The 18979-nt window shown below is 40.4% G+C and carries 9 protein-coding genes; all 9 read right to left on the bottom strand.

Annotated features, from left to right (window positions below; genetic code table 11):
* Positions 1-268: 268 nt before the first annotated feature.
* Entirely contained in the window at positions 269-4705 is a 4437-nt protein-coding gene (locus tag CKV74_RS09500) for a hemagglutinin repeat-containing protein (protein ID WP_095177077.1), read from the bottom strand.
* Between the two features lie 52 nt (positions 4706-4757).
* Complete coding sequence (locus tag CKV74_RS09505; RefSeq protein WP_095177078.1) at positions 4758-5258, bottom strand: hypothetical protein; 501 nt, start codon at positions 5256-5258, stop codon at positions 4758-4760.
* A gap of 4 nt (positions 5259-5262) precedes the next feature.
* The gene (locus CKV74_RS09510) at positions 5263-13788 is read right to left on the bottom strand and encodes a two-partner secretion domain-containing protein (protein WP_095177079.1); all 8526 of its coding nucleotides are present in this window, start codon (positions 13786-13788) and stop codon (positions 5263-5265) included.
* 243 nt (positions 13789-14031) lie between these two features.
* Entirely contained in the window at positions 14032-14364 is a 333-nt protein-coding gene (locus CKV74_RS09515; protein ID WP_231897295.1) for an immunity protein YezG family protein, read from the bottom strand.
* Positions 14365-14606: 242 nt separating this feature from the next.
* Positions 14607-15551: an immunity 49 family protein gene (locus CKV74_RS09525; protein WP_007243353.1), complete on the bottom strand. Its 945-nt coding sequence runs from the start codon at positions 15549-15551 to the stop codon at positions 14607-14609.
* A gap of 359 nt (positions 15552-15910) precedes the next feature.
* Complete coding sequence (locus CKV74_RS09530; protein WP_123947617.1) at positions 15911-16762, bottom strand: hypothetical protein; 852 nt, start codon at positions 16760-16762, stop codon at positions 15911-15913.
* A 5-nt stretch (positions 16763-16767) separates the two neighbouring features.
* A complete protein-coding gene (locus tag CKV74_RS09535; RefSeq protein ID WP_123947618.1) occupies positions 16768-17364 on the bottom strand; it encodes a DUF1524 domain-containing protein in 597 nt (198 codons plus the stop codon).
* Between the two features lie 119 nt (positions 17365-17483).
* Positions 17484-17948, bottom strand: a complete 465-nt coding sequence (locus CKV74_RS09540) for an immunity protein YezG family protein (RefSeq protein WP_039847913.1) — start codon at positions 17946-17948, stop codon at positions 17484-17486.
* 79 nt (positions 17949-18027) lie between these two features.
* The gene (locus CKV74_RS09545) at positions 18028-18972 is read right to left on the bottom strand and encodes an Imm49 family immunity protein (RefSeq protein WP_095177080.1); all 945 of its coding nucleotides are present in this window, start codon (positions 18970-18972) and stop codon (positions 18028-18030) included.
* Positions 18973-18979: the final 7 nt, after the last annotated feature.

Here is an 18979-nt window from a genome sequence, read left to right on the forward strand (position 1 = left end):
AATAACTAAATTCTTAGCAGCATACTTTTAAAAAATCTAACTTTCCTTGTATCCTATTTTACTTTCTCTCCTACAATAAAATATCCAGAGAAGTAGAGAATAAATAATCCCCCCCATATTCTTAAGCAAAGAATCAGATAATCTTTATTTACAAATAATCTTAACTGATCTATCTCACCTGTAGAAAGAAATCTATAAAAAAAAACTATTAATTGTAATCCAATTAGCATAAAAAATGAGTTTCGGAATGATACCACTATATATTTCATTATTTTTCCCCTTCCTTATTTTCTGAATTTAGTAGTTTATTTACAAATTCTCCAGCAGCTAAGCCAATATAAGAAGCTACTGGTTTTAATGGCGTAGGTGTTAATTTCTCTACGCCATAACTGATTCCCGTAGTTCCTGCATATTTTGTTTGCTCCTTAATTTGAGATTTACTATCAGAAGCAGCTGATATTGCAGTATCAATAGAGCCAATTAACACTGCCATACCAATAGGAGCATTTAACGTATAAGGTGTCATAAAGCCAGTTTTTATAGCATCATTATAATTTATTTCTCCGTTTACTGAATATTGTGCAGCCGCACCAAAACCAGTACCAATTGCAGCTTGCTTAACATATTGATTAGTAGTCATTTGAGTTATAGGTTTCAAACCATGCTCAATTCCCTGAACAGCTGTTTGAACTACTTTAGCCTGTGTAGGATTATAAGAATAATAAACCCCTTGACTCACTAATTCCCGGGTTCCTTCAATACCTTCTCGTGCCGCCACTTTAGATATATTGATCCCTTTCTCCACAGCATCCGCATACGCAAGCTGTCCGTTGATATAGGCATTTGCTGCTTTTGTTGAAGCGGCACTGTAGGCTTTAATCCCTTTATCGACTAAATTAACATAGCTTAATTGTCCATTAATGTAAGCTTTTGTTGCCAAATCTTCACTAAGGCGTAACGCTTGCTCCCCTTTACTAACTAGAGTAAGAGCCTTGCCTCCAACTGTTGCTGTAGCTTCCTCCACAAGGGCAACACCTCTTACAACACCAGTTACACCACCTAAAGCAAGCAATGAGCCTGCCTCCAACCCATCCTTAACTGAATAAGCTATTTTCCCATTCGCTGAATTTTTATAATTCTCAAGAGCATCAAGTTCGTTCTTGATAGTATGATACATCTCTTCATCACGAGAATGTTTTTCAGAGCGCCACCCTAGCCAGTTCTTGCTCTCTTCTGGCAAGGTATTCACTGCTTGCGATCTTTGTGCATCCGTACCTGCAAAAGGGAAATGACCATAATCTCGTTTTGGTACAGGATCGTTTATTAAATATTCTGATTCAAAACGATTTTTAGCATTAACTGGTGATGTTGATGACGCCAATTTATAACCAGATGCTGTATTTCCCGTAACGGTTTCTATGTAATAGCGCTCTACATAGCTTAAAAATTCCTTTCTTTCATCGCTATTTAAGGAATTTGGATCTTTTCTAAATTTATCCAAGAGAACGTCACTACGCTGATCTGATTGAATTAAATCTCTAAACTCTAATTTTTCTTTGTTTGTTAATTTTTCTCCACGATAATATTTTGCTTTTAATGCATTTAATCTCGCTCTTGATGCATCACTCAAGAAATTATTCCCCACCGCATTATTCGCCACGGTCATTCCTACGGATGTGTCATTCAGTGAACTCACTAAATCTTGGCCTTGCATTGCTGAAGAAAGCCCGCCGGCTATACCAGCTATCGCTTTCGCGGCATCACGCACCTTGCTGCGTTCTTCTGGGCTGAGTTCGGCTGCTTTCTTGCCAAAAATATGTTCTGCCAAATAAGCAGCACCCAGCTCACCCGCCGCGGTACTAATCGCGCCGGTTGTAGCACTACCGCCCGTCAATTCCGCTTCAATGGCTCCCCAAATCACATGCGCCGGTAAATTGAGACTTGGAATGTCCTTTGTGACATCCTTAATCACTTGATTCACATAAGGAGAAGCACCCGCTGCTGCAATCGCCTGCGCCGAACCGCCGGATACGCCCATTAACACCGCTTGTGTGAGGGCATCCGTCGCTCGCTTATATTCACCGCCAGTCCCCCACTGGTCTTGGCTAATTCTCGCGTTGAGAATTTGCTCATCCAAGGCATTCGCTTGTGCACTATCTCCTCTCGCTTCTGCTGCCTCTTTTTGACTTTGCAGCACTTTAATCTCTTTCGCTATCGCTTTTTGCTGCACATCAATATATTTATTCACCGCCGTTTGGATATGCCCTGCCGCCTCCCGTATCTGCCGTTGCTCATCCAATTGTTTATTCACATCTTTTGGCGTTTCGACTTGAGGGTTCGCTTGAGCAAGCTCGGTATTAATGCCGAGTGCTTTGGCTGTGGTCGCGATTGGTGTGGTGTCTTTAGTTAAGATTATCGTGCCTTCGCTTAAGGTTGCCTTCGTAAGACTGCTGTCGCTGTCACTTTGGCTCATTGGCAGGCCACCGTTCACACCTCCGGAACGCTCACCCTTCACCAGCGTGCTATCCGGCGCATTTTCTTTTACGACCTTGCCCGTTTTATTATCAATCTGTTCATCTGCCGTTTGCTTCAGGTTTAGATTTAAGCTACCGCTAGAGGCTTTACTAGAAGAGTGATTGTGAATATCTTCAAAGGTTAGGGCGTTGGTTTCTAAACGGTTGGCTTCGGGATTTTGCCCGATAATCGCAGCCCCTTTTAAATGCACGTTGTCGGCTTTTACATTGTAATGGTCTTCTGCAAACAGGCCTGCTTGCTCCAATACTTGGTGATATTCCGTTGTCCCCTTAGCCGCTTGAGCCCCAACTGAGGCACCCCAAGCCGAACCAAAACCGCCCTCCACTTGTAAATTTAAACCGGAGGAAGTGTTTTTGCTCTTCGCATGGCTTTGTAGGCTTTCAACCGTCAAATCCCCTTGAATATCCGTTTCAATCACCCGCGCTTTGGCGGTGACTCCCCGAAGATGCGCATTGGCTTGTGGGCTTGACTTCGTGCTATCGCCCGTTTTTAGGCTTAAGCGTTCGGTATCAATTTGGCTATTACGCACCGTTTGGAACTCGCTGTCCTGTTTACCTTGGCCAAAACCTAGCTGTAAATAGAACGACCAACCGGTTTTCGCGCCAACACTGACGGCGGTTCCCACCTCAACACCACTATTTTGTTGGCGACCTTTGTATTGTCCTAAATCAAGCTCCGCTTGGTAATCAATACCATCTCGGCCGTAAAGGCTAATATGGCTATCCGCTAAACGTTGGCCTGTTTTATCTCGACTGGTCAGATCCGTGTGGGTTAAATCTAATTTGCCTGAATGAGCATTTAGCTCAATATCCTTCGCATTCATGCGGTTGGCTTGGCTGATTTTTTCCCAGCCTTCACGATTATCTCGATGATGGCTAAAACCTGTCCCCGTTTCAATCCGTAAGAGATAACCCGCATCCGTTGGATTCTTGCTCCAGTTGCTAATATCGACTTCCTTCGCCAATTCCAAGGCATTATACCCTTGCGCTGCAATGCTCATTAAATTAGCGGCTTTCACGCGGTCGGAGGCATCCTTGTTTTTTACCGTGCTTTCAATGGTATTAATGAGATCAATAATCGGTGATTTCACCCGAGTAAAGTTACCGATTTTTAAATCACTCTCATGGCTTTTTAAAGACTGTTCATTAAATACTGTATCGGTTTTTATTGAAGCGGCATCGACGCTAATTTTATTCTTAGCCAACAGTTCACTGGAAGTTTGTTGATATTCGCCGCCGGCATTTACCTTCACATCGCCATTGAGGCTGCTAATTAAGCTGCCGCTATGTACGGTTTGCCCCTGTTGTTTGGACGATAGCTCGCGGTGATACCCGAAGAAACGTTCTGTATCCGATACCTTAGCCGCACCAACTGCCCGTTTAGTGCTGCTTTCATCCGTATTGATATGTTCCACCGCTGTCGTCAAACGAATATCTTTTCCGGCCTGTAACTGTGCATTCTGCTCACTAATGAGTTTTAACCCTTGAGCGCTAATATTACCGGTTTGTGCCACAATCGAAGAGGCGCCTCCGGCTGTCATTAAAGCGCCTTGTTGTTGACTATTTTCACCAATGCCGTGGGATTTATCGTTATACACCCCAAACATGCCATCTGCCCGTTGTGCGCCGTCATAGTTTGCACCTTTGCGACGCTGCTCGTTACGCGATGATTGCCAACTTTGTGCAGCTTCCAAAAGTACATTCCCTTTGGCGTTTAGCTGTAGATCCTTGCCTGCATGATATTGACCACCTTGCGCAGAGATATCAGCTTCGCGTGCTTGTATGGTTAAATTCCCCTTCGCACTGAGTTCAGCCCCCTTCGCGGTTTCACTTTGCGCATAATGATGGGATTCAGTTTGTTGACGATAGCCATAGCCCGCTACTCGGTTAGCGATTTGATGATTTGCCTTATCTGTTGCTTCCACAAAATTTATGATTTTGCCTACCAAGGTTTGCGTTGAACCGTTAGCGCTTTCATCTTGATATTGCTGTTTTTTTACTGCATGCTCATCTATTGTCGCACGAACCCCCACGCCCTTCACTTTGGTGCGGTTGTGTTGTTCACTTTGGCTGCGATCATAAACCGCATTAACTTTCACCTCTGAACCACTAAGCAACATATCACCGCCTGCATCCAAATGCGTACCATCAAGCGTGGACGCTTGCGCCATCAGGGGGGCACTGTAGCTAATTATCCATACAGTACATAGACTAGTAATTAAATTATTTTTTAGATTTTATAGGAAATAAAGGTTTATCCAAATTCCAAGTTAAATTATTTTCGGAAAAAATATTTTCTACTTTAGAAATAAACATAGCCCATCTAATATCATTTTCATCAAATTCTTCATATCCATTTAAACCACATTCTTCACATATTTTAATTAATTTATTTGTTCCATCAAAAAATTCACAAGTCCATACTTTATTTTGTAGTGGTGTACCTATTCTTTTCCATTCATCCTGCCCAATGGGTGAATTAGATAAAAAAGAAGCATAGCCTTCTAATGAACATATCTCATCAGATGAAAGGATAGAGCCATTTAAAAAAATAATTAAATCACACTTGAGACACCTATAGATAAACTCAATACTGATCTGGTTATACATCAGCTCCTCATCATAAGATATATCTTGATCATAAGGAAAAAAATCAGTAATAGAAAAATCTTCTTGGCTACACCACTGTAATTGCTCATATAATCTCTTTATATAATAATCCATACCCTTATTTCACCTCACTTTTAATTGGGAACTTCATTTTCAATTGCTGATTTCTATTTATATTTCTAAGTTCTTGACTATTTATTTCAACTGTCGCCGTAGTATCAGTTGTTTTACTACTAGCAGTCCCGGCTGGTCGATAAAGAATAGTTTCACCTCCATTTTTTGCCCCCCCATTGATATCATAGCGGTGAATTCCATTATCGATCTTTGGTTTAGGTAATTGGTAACCTTTAGATTTAGCATATTTATTAATAAAATCTTTAGCTGTTTCATTTGGTGTTGATGTTGGTGTCATTTCTCTCGGTACTCCAACTCTATTATTAGTCGACACGCCTGGTAATTCTCCCTTTATTAGTTTGTTAACTGAATCAATATTAGAAATAGTTCCTGCTGGCTTAACAGAGATATTTTCATTTAATGAAATGTTAAACCCCTTGTTATTTAGTCCTAGGTTTGCATTATCCCTTGAATAATCCACATCTGGTGAACGAACCCACTTACCCCCAATCCATTTCATGGTTTTGCCAGCCACTGAGACCGTTGCAGCACCGGTTGTTAAACCAAAGAAGACCTCTCCTACATCTTGAGGATTTCCATCTGTCATCTCACGTAGCGCTTTCTCAACAGAATGCGCAGGGATATCTTGCTCAATCCATTCTTTTGGTAGACGAACAAGTTTCTCACCTATGCGCAAGGTATCATCTAATGCCTCACCGAAAGATGTATTATCAATATAATCTTTCGCTGATTTTAAACTTTCCTTCGTTTTTTGTGGCCCTGAATTTGTTAAGCCATACCAAATTGAACGAAAATAGGCATCATCTGGATAATAATTTCTTGCTAGGGACTCAAAATCCTTACCTTCTGATACATGAGCCAAATAAGCATTAAGTTGTTCTTTAAAATGCTTATTCGCCTCCTGTGAATAGGCTAAATAACAATCTGCATTACCTGCACATTGTTGCTCCGCTCTACGTTTTGCTGCGAGAAGCTCCCGCTCAAGGGATTGACGATATTCATCCAGTTCTTGATTACGTTTTTTACTAAGCTCATTAGTTTCCTCGACCACTCTCATCTCGCAATCAGAATCACCTTTACAAGCTTTATATTTTCTTTCTGCTTCAACTAAATCAGATGGTTTTAAATAATTATTCTCCACCGCATTATTCGCCACGGTCATTCCTACGGATGTGTCATTCAGTGAACTCACTAAATCTTGGCCTTGCATTGCTGAAGAAAGCCCGCCGGCTATACCGGCTATCGCTTTCGCGGCATCACGCACCTTGCTGCGTTCTTCTGGACTGAGTTCGGCTGCTTTCTTGCCAAAAATATGTTCTGCCAAATAAGCAGCACCCAGCTCACCCGCCGCGGTACTAATCGCGCCGGTTGTAGCACTACCGCCCGTCAATTCCGCTTCAATGGCTCCCCAAATAACATGCGCCGGTAAATTGAGACTTGGAATGTCCTTTGTGACATCCTTAATCACTTGATTCACATAAGGGGAGGCTCCGGCTGCTGCAATCGCCTGCGCCGAACCGCCAGATACGCCCATTAACACCGCTTGTGTGAGGGCATCCGTCGCTCGCTTATATTCACCGCCAGTCCCCCACTGGTCTTGGCTAATTCTCGCGTTGAGAATTTGCTCATCCAAGGCATTCGCTTGTGCGCTATCTCCTCTCGCTTCTGCTGCTTCTTTTTGACTTTGCAGTACTTTAATCTCTTTCGCTATCGCTTTTTGCTGCACATCAATATATTTATTCACCGCCGTTTGGATATGCCCTGCCGCCTCCCGTATCTGACGTTGTTCATCCAATTGTTTATTCACATCTTTTGGCGTTTCGACTTGAGGGTTCGCTTGAGCAAGCTCGGTATTAATGCCGAGTGCTTTGGCTGTGGTTGCGGTTGGTGTGGTGTCTTTAGTTAAGATTATCGTGCCTTCGCTTAAGGTTGCCTTCGTAAGACTGCTGTCGCTGTCACTTTGGCTCATTGGCAGGCCACCGTTCACACCTCCGGAACGCTCCCCCTTCACCAGCGTGCTATCCGGCGCATTTTCTTTTACTACCTTGCCCGTTTTATTATCAATCTGTTCATCTGCCGTTTGCTTCAGGTTTAGATTTAAGCTACCACTAGAGGCTTTACTAGAAGAGTGATTGTGAATATCTTCAAAGGTTAGGGCGTTGGTTTCTAAACGGTTGGCTTCAGGATTTTGCCCGATAATCGCAGCCCCTTTTAAATGTACGTTGTCGGCTTTTACATTGTAATGGTCTTCTGCAAACAGGCCTGCTTGTTCCAATACTTGGTGATATTCCGTTGTCCCCTTAGCCGCTTGAGCCCCAACTGAGGCACCCCAAGCCGAACCAAAACCGCCCTCCACTTGTAAATTTAAACCGGAGGAAGTGTTTTTGCTCTTCGCATGGCTTTGTAGGCTTTCAACCGTCAAATCTCCTTGAATATCCGTTTCGATCACCCGCGCTTTGGCGGTGACTCCCCGAAGATGCGCATCGGCTTGTGGGCTTGACTTCGTGCTATCGCCCGTTTTTAGGCTTAAGCGTTCGGTATCAATTTGGCTATTACGTACCGTTTGGAACTCGCTGTCCTGTTTACCTTGGCCAAAACCTAGCTGTAAATAGAACGACCAACCGGTTTTCGCGCCAACACTGACGGCGGTTCCCACCTCAACACCACTATTTTGTTGGCGACCTTTGTATTGTCCTAAATCAAGCCCCGCTTGGTAATCAATCCCATCTCGGCCGTAAAGGCTAATATGGCTATCCGCTAAACGTTGGCCTGTTTTATCTCGACTGGTCAGATCCGTGTGGGTTAAATCTAATTTGCCTGAATGGGCATTTAGCTCAATATCCTTCGCATTCATGCGGTTGGCTTGGCTGATTTTTTCCCAGCCTTCACGATTATCTCGATGATGGCTAAAGCCTGTCCCCGTTTCAATCCGTAAGAGATAACCCGCATCCGTTGGATTCTTACTCCAGTTGCTAATATCGACTTCCTTCGCCAATTCCAAGGCATTATATCCCTGCGCTGCAATGCTCATTAAATTAGCAGCTTTCACGCGGTCGGAGGCATCTTTGTTTTTTACCGTGCTTTCAATGGTGTTAATGAGGTCAATAATCGGTGATTTCACCCGAGTAAAGTTACCGATTTTTAAATCACTCTCATGGCTTTTTAAAGACTGTTCATTAAATACTGTATCGGTTTTTATTGAAGCGGCATCGACGCTAATTTTATTCTTCGCCAACAGTTCACTGGAAGTTTGTTGATATTCGCCGCCGGCATTTACCTTCACATCGCCATTGAGGCTGCTAATTAAGCTGCCGCTATGTACGGTTTGCCCCTGTTGTTTGGACGATAGCTCGCGGTGATAACCGAAGAAACGTTCTGTATCCGATACCTTAGCCGCGCCAACTGCCCGCTTAGTACTGCTTTCATCCGTATTGATATGTTCCACCGCTGTCGTCAAACGAATGTCTTTTCCAGCCTGTAACTGTGCATTCTGCTCACTAATGAGTTTTAACCCTTGAGCGCTAATATTACCGGTTTGTGCCACAATCGAAGAGGCGCCTCCAGCTGTCATTAAAGCGCCTTGCTGTTGACTATTTTCACCAATGCCGTGGGATTTATCGTTATACACCCCAAACATGCCATCTGCCCGTTGTGCGCCGTCATAGTTTGCACCTTTGCGACGCTGCTCGTTACGCGATGATTGCCAACTTTGTGCAGCCGCCAAAAGTACATTCCCTTTGGCGTTTAACTGTAGATCCTTGCCTGCATGATATTGACCACCTTGCGCAGAAATATCAGCTTCGCGTGCTTGTATGGTTAAATTCCCCTTCGCACTGAGTTCAGCCCCCTTCGCGGTTTCACTTTGCGCATAATGATGGGATTCAGTTTGTTGACGATAGCCATAGCCCGCTACTCGGTTAGCGATTTGATGATTTGCCTTATCTGTTGCTTCCACAAAATTTATGATTTTGCCTACCAAGGTTTGCGTTGAACCGTTAGCGCTTTCATCTTGATATTGCTGTTTTTTCACTGCATGCTCATCTATTGTCGCACGAACCCCCACGCCCTTCACTTTGGTGCGGCTGTGTTGTTCACTTTGGCTGCGATCATAAACCGCATTAACTTTCACCTCTGAACCACTAAGCAACATATCACCGCCTGCATCCAAATGCGAACCATCAAGCGTTAGTGCTTTATTAGCCAACAACATTACATCGCCATTTTTACTAGTCAGTTGCGCTACCTTAGCCTGCTGCTCACTTGCTTGGCCATCCAATGCGTGATTAGACTTCTCATAACCAACCCGTGCGACACCTCCGCTATAACCACTGGTGAGACCTGATTTTTGGTGTTTCTCCCACTCGATACGCTTCTCACTATCTATGGCTGATTCTAGATTCAGCTTACCGCCAGCAGTAAAAATCAGATCGCCGGTTGCAAGTACTTGTGTTGCTACCGCCGTTAAATCACCTCCGGCTGCAACTTTAACGGATTGGCCATTCAATTGCGTGGCTTGTTGGGTTTGACTCTCCGTGTGCAGATAACTTTCATGCGATTCACTACCGCCCAATCGCTTGGTCTTATCCTTGTGGTACTCTTCCAAACTATGGTTTTCTGTTGTAGTACCAAGGCGAAGAGCTTCTGTTGCACTCAGCTGAAGCGCACCTTTTGATTGTAACTGAGTCCCTTCAGCTGTCATTGTATTGGCCTGCAACGTCACATCACCTTGACTATGGACTCGGGTAACCTGTGCTTTTGTAGCCTTCTCGTGTTTACGATGATTACTGCTACCACCTAATTGTTGTTCACTTTGCTCCATCACCGTGCCAAGCTCAAGCTTGTCGGTAGCATGAAGCCGTGTTTGACCTTTGCCATCATTAATAATATTGACCGCATTCAGTGCAATATTTTCTGCTGCTAAAGTTAAACTGCCGTTCTCTCCTTTAACATACACTGTTGCTTGACGATCAATATGAGTTTGATTATTGCGATACCCACCCGACTTAACTTCATTCGTCGCCGTAGTCGAATTCAGCGCAATTTGCTTACCGGCTTGTAACAATAATGCATTATCCGCTTCAAATCGGCCCGCTCCGGTAATGTCGTTTTCTGCAAGTAATGCCACCTGTTGACCATTAATCTTGCCATCATTATGTATGTTATTTGCTTGAATATAAGTCAATGTTCGAGCGGCCATTTGTGCTTGATTATGAACGTCTTTATCCGTATCGATAATGATTTGATCAGCCGAAATTAATGTCGCGCGGCCATCCACACCACTGTTCTTAATATCTTCTTGACGAGTCTTCGATAAATACACTTTCGGTGCCAACACAACTTGTTGACTACCATCTTTTAACGTCACAGTTTGGGGTTCAAACCATACAATATCACTGGTTAAGGCTTGAACCTGTTCCTTGGAAAGGGCTACTCCCGGCATTAAGTGGAACTGTCCCGCCGCGGTCACCGCATTATCCATTAAGGCTTTATATTGCGCTTCAAAGTTCGCATAATTATCTAAGAATGGACGGCCGGTGAGTTGATTTAACTGATTGCGTATCAACTGTTGTTCATAATAGCCATCACCTAAACGTTTCAAGATATTTTGTGGATCTGCACGTAACATCTTGAACATATAATCACTACTTAACCATTTACGACGATCAGTAAATTGCGGATCAGTTTCCACTAAAACCTGATTATTAGATGTCGGATTAACTTTATATAGTGATGAACTCGGTAAGCTCATTCCTCTGTCATTTTCATTTGCCAACTCATGGGCATCAAAGGTGTAATCGGTAAATACATTGGCTACCGGCAATGTAATAGTTCGACTATCCGTGTAAAGACGTCCAACTGTTTCATTTGTCTCACGACGTTTATATTTATTACGGCCACTGGCGGTCTTAGATTTACGTTTAAGTAAACGACTATATTTTTTATCACCATAAGCTTCCGTGTATTGCATGCCTTCCGCATTGATATTGTCAATTTTGGCATTTAATAAATGCAAAGCACCGCCCAATAGCACTTGGGATTTATCATTGGTGAATTTATCTGTATCTACGGTCATCTCACCATCCATTACAATTTTTGCTGGTTGGCTTTGTGTCACCGTAGTGGCTCGAATCACCTCTTTATTTACATTGGTTATCCAATAATCTTCGATCTTACGTCCCACGTAAGCGGCAATCGCAGCATTATGATTTTCAATAGCTGTCGCCAAGGCATTGAATTGTGCCTCGTTATCTTTCATCCATTGAACGTAAAGCGGTTTAATTGTTTTATCAAACTCAGCCTTCTCTAACTGATAGTTTTTTAATGCTTGCTGGTAATCATTTAATTGCGTCTGATATGCCGCCTTCGCTGCTTCATCTAAATTCGCAAGATTAGCCGGCTCACTCGGTTTAATAGGCTCAACCGGCACTTGGGCTGTACTTAACACCCGCTCGATATGATTACGTTGTTGAGTGTAAATACCAAAAACTTTCCAGGCGGGATCATTTGGCAGGTAGTAGGTTTCCGGTTGAATATCACAATTCACATCCTGGCAAATCGCAACCGAAGGTAATAGGAAGGAAAGCACATCTCCATTCTTTGGTTTATCCACTGCTGAAGGTAATGATTTCACCCGATAACCATTTTTCCCACGAACCCCGGAATAATGTTGCAGCAAACTCATATCCAAATGAAAACGTTGTTCCGATTCTCCTTTTGGCACAATATAGTGGCGATCAACATTTTTCTCTGAAACAACGTTGACTTCAGTCTCAAAAAAATCATTGGTTTGCACAACTTCACCAACACGCCACACACCACCACGACCTTGCATTAAAGCACTGCGGTTCTCTACTTTGTCCGCTTTACCGGTGGATTCATCGTTTTCATCTAGTGCATCACCAATAGAGAAACGCCCTAGGCTAACCATTGCGGTAGCACCATCCGTATTCCCCGTATAAAAACGACTTTGATTTAATATTCGCTTCGCACCTACATCCAATTGTTCCCGTGCCGCAATAGTTGCGGAAACGACATTACCCTCAGCATCTTTTTCATCTAGATTCTCAAGCAATGCAGTTCCTAATGCCACTTTGTCACCATAAATACGGCCAGAGCCAATATTTTGGATAGCACTCCCCTTAATAACAGTTTTTGATGGCGCCTCCCCTTCCTCTGCATGACGCGCATTGATCAAACCTCGGTTAACGACTGCACCTTGCGTTTCTAGTCTTACATCACCGCCAACGATTTCTCCGTTCACACTTTGTTCTAATGAGGCACTTTTTATATCGATTTTTTTCTTAGCAAGGATTTGGCCGTTTTGCTTGATCTCCCCTTTGGTGCTGACAGAGGCTTTTCCTTTATGAGCTACAAGGCTGGCGCCTTGGGCATTGTGCAACTCGCTAGCAGCCACTAGTGCATTTTCCTGCGCTTGAATATGCCCCTCATTAACAATTTTACCTTGGCTATCAATCTTCACATCGCCCGCTGAAGCACCGATATGGCCGGCATTGCGCACACCAAGGCCTTGGCCGTTATCCACTAAATGAATTTTCTCGGCATACATTCCGCCCAATTGGCTAACATCAACGCTGTAAGTAGATTGGTTTTCGGGCGTTGTCGGGGTGTTGGCTGCCGGTTGTTCTCCCACATACACTACCGAATCATTGGTGCGGTCAACCTTGTTTTTGCCGGTGGTGACTTTAATCCCTTTGTTCGACCAAACACCGCCCTTGATTTCAGCTTTCTCACTGATGATGTCGGTGTAATCCGCTTGGCGGTTATCCATGCCTTTTTCACCCACGGTAACTTTGCCGCCCTGTACGCGATAGCCCTTCAGGTTGCCGTTTTCCACTTCAGCCTTACCGGTGGTCAAGGTGGCTCGGCCGGCATTAATCACCCCACAGCCATCACAATGAATGCCATTTGGGTTGGCAATCACAACATCGGCTTTTTTCCCCGCCACTTCCACATAGCCTTTTAAGCGGCTTGGATTAGCCGAGTTCACCTCGTTAAGAATGACTTTAGCTTCACCACGCGCAAGATTCGGGTTGCCCTGCACCCAGCCGGCCATTTGGGTTTGTACCGCCTTACGGGCGTTGTTGAGGATGGCGCCCTGCTCGGCCACATCAAATTGTGTATATTGGTTGCGTGAGACCCCGCCCGCACTTGGCGTTTGGATATTGACCTGTGGCAGGCCGTTTGCGGTTTTCAGTACGGTTGGTTGTTGATTGCCCGGCGCCGATTTATCCGCTCGAATCGCCATTTCTTGTGCCTGCGCTTGCGGCATCCAGACAAATCCTAAGGACAACATCAATGCAAACGCCACCCCGGTAAGCGGAGCTTTTCCTAAATTAGCATCTAACCCATTGATTTTATTAGAGTTGCTTGAAAAATGCGTTTCTACGCTATCCACCGCCGCTTTGCCCGCGCTTTTGGCCAGTTCGGACACCACCACCAGTTGATTTAACACGCGGCTGAAGATGACTTTATAATGATGTTTATTCATTTTTAATTTCCTTTAAATTTTAAAATCAATGTTAATGTAGCTTGAATCACTACCATAAATCGCCACACTCAAACCTGCTCCAGTTTGAGTTTATTTGCTATCGTAATAATTGTTGCAATTTTAACGACTTTCTAAATATTTCAATATTACTTCATAATCATTAAATATCAGTCAAAAAAAGTACGATCAATTTTTAAAACTTAGTAAAAAATAACTGCACTTTTAGTATAAAGTTTAACTATTTTATTGTTCCTTCTTCGCTTTTACTCGCTCTTCCCAAATCTCTCTAGGAATCCCATATTCCTTTATCTCATTTTCTTCAAGATCACTAACTCCTCGAAGATAGAGCATTGGCCAGCTATCTTCATCTGGAACATAGGCAAATTTCACATCAAATTTTCCATTTTCATCTAAAGTAAATCTGCTTTGAGTCCAATCGCTACCAAATTTAGCCATAGTTTCTTTTAGCTTAGAATAAAAATTAAGAATTTCTCTTTTTTCTTCAGGAAATCCTCCTAAAGGAGTTTTTTTCCTCTCCATTCTGATCAATCCAGTACATTCCATAATTTTGATCATCAGGTTGTAACTCACATTCAAATATATACTTCGATGCATCAAGTGGCATAATTTTCCATATTGTTTTAGCAATATTCTCATGTAATTCATTGCATTCTTCAAACAACATATTAATCTCCTGTTGGGGTATTTCTCATGATTCTTTCAAATTGCTTACCATCAACTGAATAAGATACTTCAAATGAATCAGGACTCTTACTACTACTTGAATAAGTAGGATATTTCAAATCCCCTTACCTTGTTTATCGACCAAATAATGAACTCCAAAATCCTTTTTTATTTTCAACTTTCTTTTGCTTCGCTTCTTCCATTCTTTGTTTGACATAATTTACCCAAACTTGATGGGGCGCATCAAAATCAAATGATTTCATAAAATCATAAGGAATTTTATATTCTGCTAATGGATTTATATCAATCAATTCTTTGGGCGCTATAGGGCTATCAATACCCAAATCAAAACCGTGGATTACTGCGATTTTGGCATACATTAAAACTTGCGGTTGCAAGTAAAAATCAAAATGTAAAAGTGTGTCTTTGGCTGCTCGTTTCGCAAACTTAAGTTCGAGTAATTTATCTAAAGCCTCTTGCATTCCTTTTATATTTTTATCCGCTAGTGCCACATAAAATTCATAATCGGGAATGCGCTTTAAATCGCTACGGGCTTTTTTCTCATCATTTAAGAACGTGAGTGAGCGTTCTTTTAATAATGTCCAATCGCCACTTAACGCCAATAAAGTGTTCGCATTAAAAAAAGGTCTGGTATCAGTTCGTTTATAGGGGACTGAAATATCCACAATTTCATCACGATGCTTAATTAAATAATCAATTAACTTTTGATTATCTGAGAGCAAACTCATAAAAAAGAAGTTAGTATTAAATCCATTATATGCCCATTGAAAATCATATTCAGACAAAATACCTAAGAAACCAGCAATAGAAGCATTTTCTTTAAATCCTTCGATAGAATTTTCTAACAAACATTTAGAGGATAATGCTCGATGATAGTCATCTAATAAACCAATTGAAAAAAACACATTCCCTCGAAAATCATCAATTAATTTTATTCTTTGAAATAATTCGAGATAAGAATCATCTGAAAACGAATTAACCCGTTCCCAAGTAAATTTTTTAGCATCACTGTAAGTCTTTGCAATATCACTACCTAAAAACACCTTATATTTTTCCATATTTACACCTATTATGACTAATTCTTATTAGGAATTCTAACTGGTAATAACACAACTTTACTATTTGATTTATCTACACCAGCTATAATTGTTTTAATTGATTTACCATTATCAATAGCTTTTATTATCGCAATTCTTGTTGGAGCATTTTCAGGTAATTTATACACAACTTAATTAATCCATTTTTCTAACAACTGATTATAGGTGCTTTAAAAATAGTTTTTTAAAGCCTTAGTCCGATAAACAACCTAATTTCACAATCATACTCGTGGCTTTTAAAGTGTTCACTAAGCAATAAAAAGTGCAGTAAATTTTTAAAAATTAGTAAAAATTAACCGCACTTTAATTTATTGTATTAGCTAAAAATCTTCTGCATATTGCATAAAATCAAACTCCCCCTCAGCACGTGAGAATAAATGAGCGGCATAATGATCTATTGCCTCTGCCGGGTTAGTCAATTTTTTAATACCCATCACATCTGCTCTAGGTATCACATAAACATTACGTTCATCATTATGTGAAGATACAAATAATTGATATCCTGTTTTACTCCAATCATCATTGGAGCGGGTATCAAGCAAACATCTTAATTCAAAATATTTTTCATCATTGAATTTATCATCGTCATAACTTTGTCTAAAAGCATGATGAAATTTCTGTTCTAGAAACGCTGTATATTCAGGAAGTGCAACGCCATGACTATCTTCAAAACCTTCTATAATTGAATGAATGGGCATTAATAATAATGAAGGTAAATTACTTTTATATATATTTGAATTTATACCCTCTGAGATAATCCATTTATCACTAAAAAATAACCAAGAGTTAAGCAATTCATAAGGGATACTTTTATGATGTAGCTTATATTCTCCCTTGGAGAATGAAAATGGGTCATAACTTATGTAATAAACAATATCATTAATTATTACGCCAAATTCAGTTATATCATTCATTACTGGAATCTGGCTTCTTTTAATAGCATAAAAAAATCTTCCATCGTATAAATAAGAATATGACTCAGGCTGTATAACTTTAAATCGTTCAATAAGATAATTTTCTGGTTTAACTTTATTTACTAAATTTAAACCATCAAATTTCATTGGGTCAAAATCATCAAATTTTCGATAAAATAAGTTTATTTTATCAAAGCATAGCTCTGATAAGTTGAAATAGACTTCGTCAAACTCTTTATATAAATCAGATTCTGTCATGAATTTCATTTGAGACCTCTCTTTTTAAGCGTTTCCTCAACTAAAGCTATCATATTTCTTTGAGTGTTTTCTAAATATGCTCTATATGTTGGTGATATATCTTTGTTTTCCTTAACATATCTCTGCCAACCTTCCGTTCCTGTTTCAATTTTAGCACTCTTAGATGAATTTAATTCCTTTGGTAAAGGCTGTGAATTCATAGGGTGATTAATTAATTCATTTTGAACATGTTTTGGTAATTTATCAAAACCATCAATTTTATTAAATGCGCTTTGTGGCAAAATATGATCCACCGAAGCTATTGCTCCATCTGGACAATCTTTAAATTTACCATCGAAAGGATCAATATACATCACCCGATCATTTTTTGAATTAACCCAACCGCCTTGCTTAAATTTAGCCTCAACATCACCATATTTTACATTCACAAAATCACAACAATTTGCATTGTGAACCCAAACACCAAATTTCCCTACATGGTAAGTGCTAAATTCTTCTACGGCGATGTTATAAACTGTTTCTAGTTTTCCAGTAGCCTGTTGCGATACCACTTGTAAAGATGGCAAGCCATTTCTATCAAAAAGTAGAACGAGCTTATGCAAAATTGGATGTGAAATTATAAAACTAGCTTAAAGATAAGCAGCGCTGAAAATACAAAAGTGCGGTTAATTTCAAATTTTTTTAAAATCACTGAAAACCAACCACACTTTTAGTATAAAGTTTAACTATTTTGTTGTTCCTTCTTCGCTTTTACTCGCTCTTCCCAGATTTCTCTTGGAATATTGTGCTCTTCAGCTTCTTCCAAGGTAAGAGCACTAATTCCTCTTAAATAAAGAGATCCCCAACTATCTTCCTCTGGAATATAGGCAAATTTAATATTAAATTTGCCATTCTCATTTAGAACAAATTCACATTGATTCCATTCTGACCCTAAAGAAGTCATCAACTTTCTCAATTCCTGAAGATAATGTAATATCTCGGATTCTTTCTCTTCAGGATAATTATCAAAGTTATAATCCATTCTTATCCCATCATGAGTAACCCAAAACATACTTCTTCTTGCTGAAGAATCAATAAACTCACATTGAACTACATATTTTTCCGCCTCAGTTGGCATCATAGACCATATAGTCTCTGCTATATTCTTATAAATATTTTCATATTCTGAGTTAATTTTTATTCTCATGTTGGTATATTTTTAATAAATTCTTTAGGTAAAACCTTACCATCTACAGCATAAGATATTTCAAATTCCCTTACTTTGTTTATCGACCAAATAATGAACCCCAAAATCCTTTTTTATTTTCAACGTTCTTTTTCTTCGCTTCTTCCATTCTTTGTTTGACATAATTTACCCAAACTTGATGAGGGGCATCAAAATCAAATGATTTCATAAAATCATAAGGAATTTTATATTCTGCTAATGGATTTATATCAATCAATTCTTTGGGCGCTATAGGGCTATCAATACCCAAATCAAAACCGTGGATTGCTGCGATTTTGGCATACATTAAAACTTGCGGTTGCAAGTAAAAATCAAAATGTAAAAGTGTGTCTTTGGCTGCTCGTTTCGCAAACTTAAGTTCGAGTAATTTATCTAAAGCCTCTTGCATTCCTTTTATATTTTTATCTGCTAGTGTCACATAAAATTCATGATCGGGAATGCGCTTTAAATCACTACGGGCTTTTTTCTCATCATTTAAGAACGTGAGTGAGCGTTCTTTTAATAATTGCCAATCTCCACTTAACGCCAATAAAGTGTTCGCATTAAAAAAAGGTCTGGTATCAGTTCGTTTATAGGGGACTGAAATATCCACAATTTCATCACGATGTTTAATCAGATAATCAATCAACTTTTGATTATCTGAAAGTAAACTCATAAAAAAGAAATTTGTATTAATCCCGTTGTATGCCCATTGAAAATCATATTTAGACAGAATCCCCAAGAAACCAGCAATAGAAGCATTTTCTTTAAATCCTGAAATATTATTTTCTAATAAATACTTAGAGGCTAATGCACGATGGAAATCATTTAAATAATGAATTAAAGAAAAAACATTACCTGTAAAATTATCTATAGGAGCTAACGTTGAAAATAATTCTTTATGATTAAATTCAGTATATTCATCTACTCTAGCCAGAGTAAAATTCTTTGCTTCATCATAGCTTTTAGCAATCTCACTACCTAAAAACACCTTATATCTTTCCATATTTACA

Source organism: Haemophilus pittmaniae (genome assembly GCF_900186995.1).
Taxonomy (GTDB): Bacteria; Pseudomonadota; Gammaproteobacteria; order Enterobacterales; family Pasteurellaceae; genus Haemophilus_D; species Haemophilus_D pittmaniae.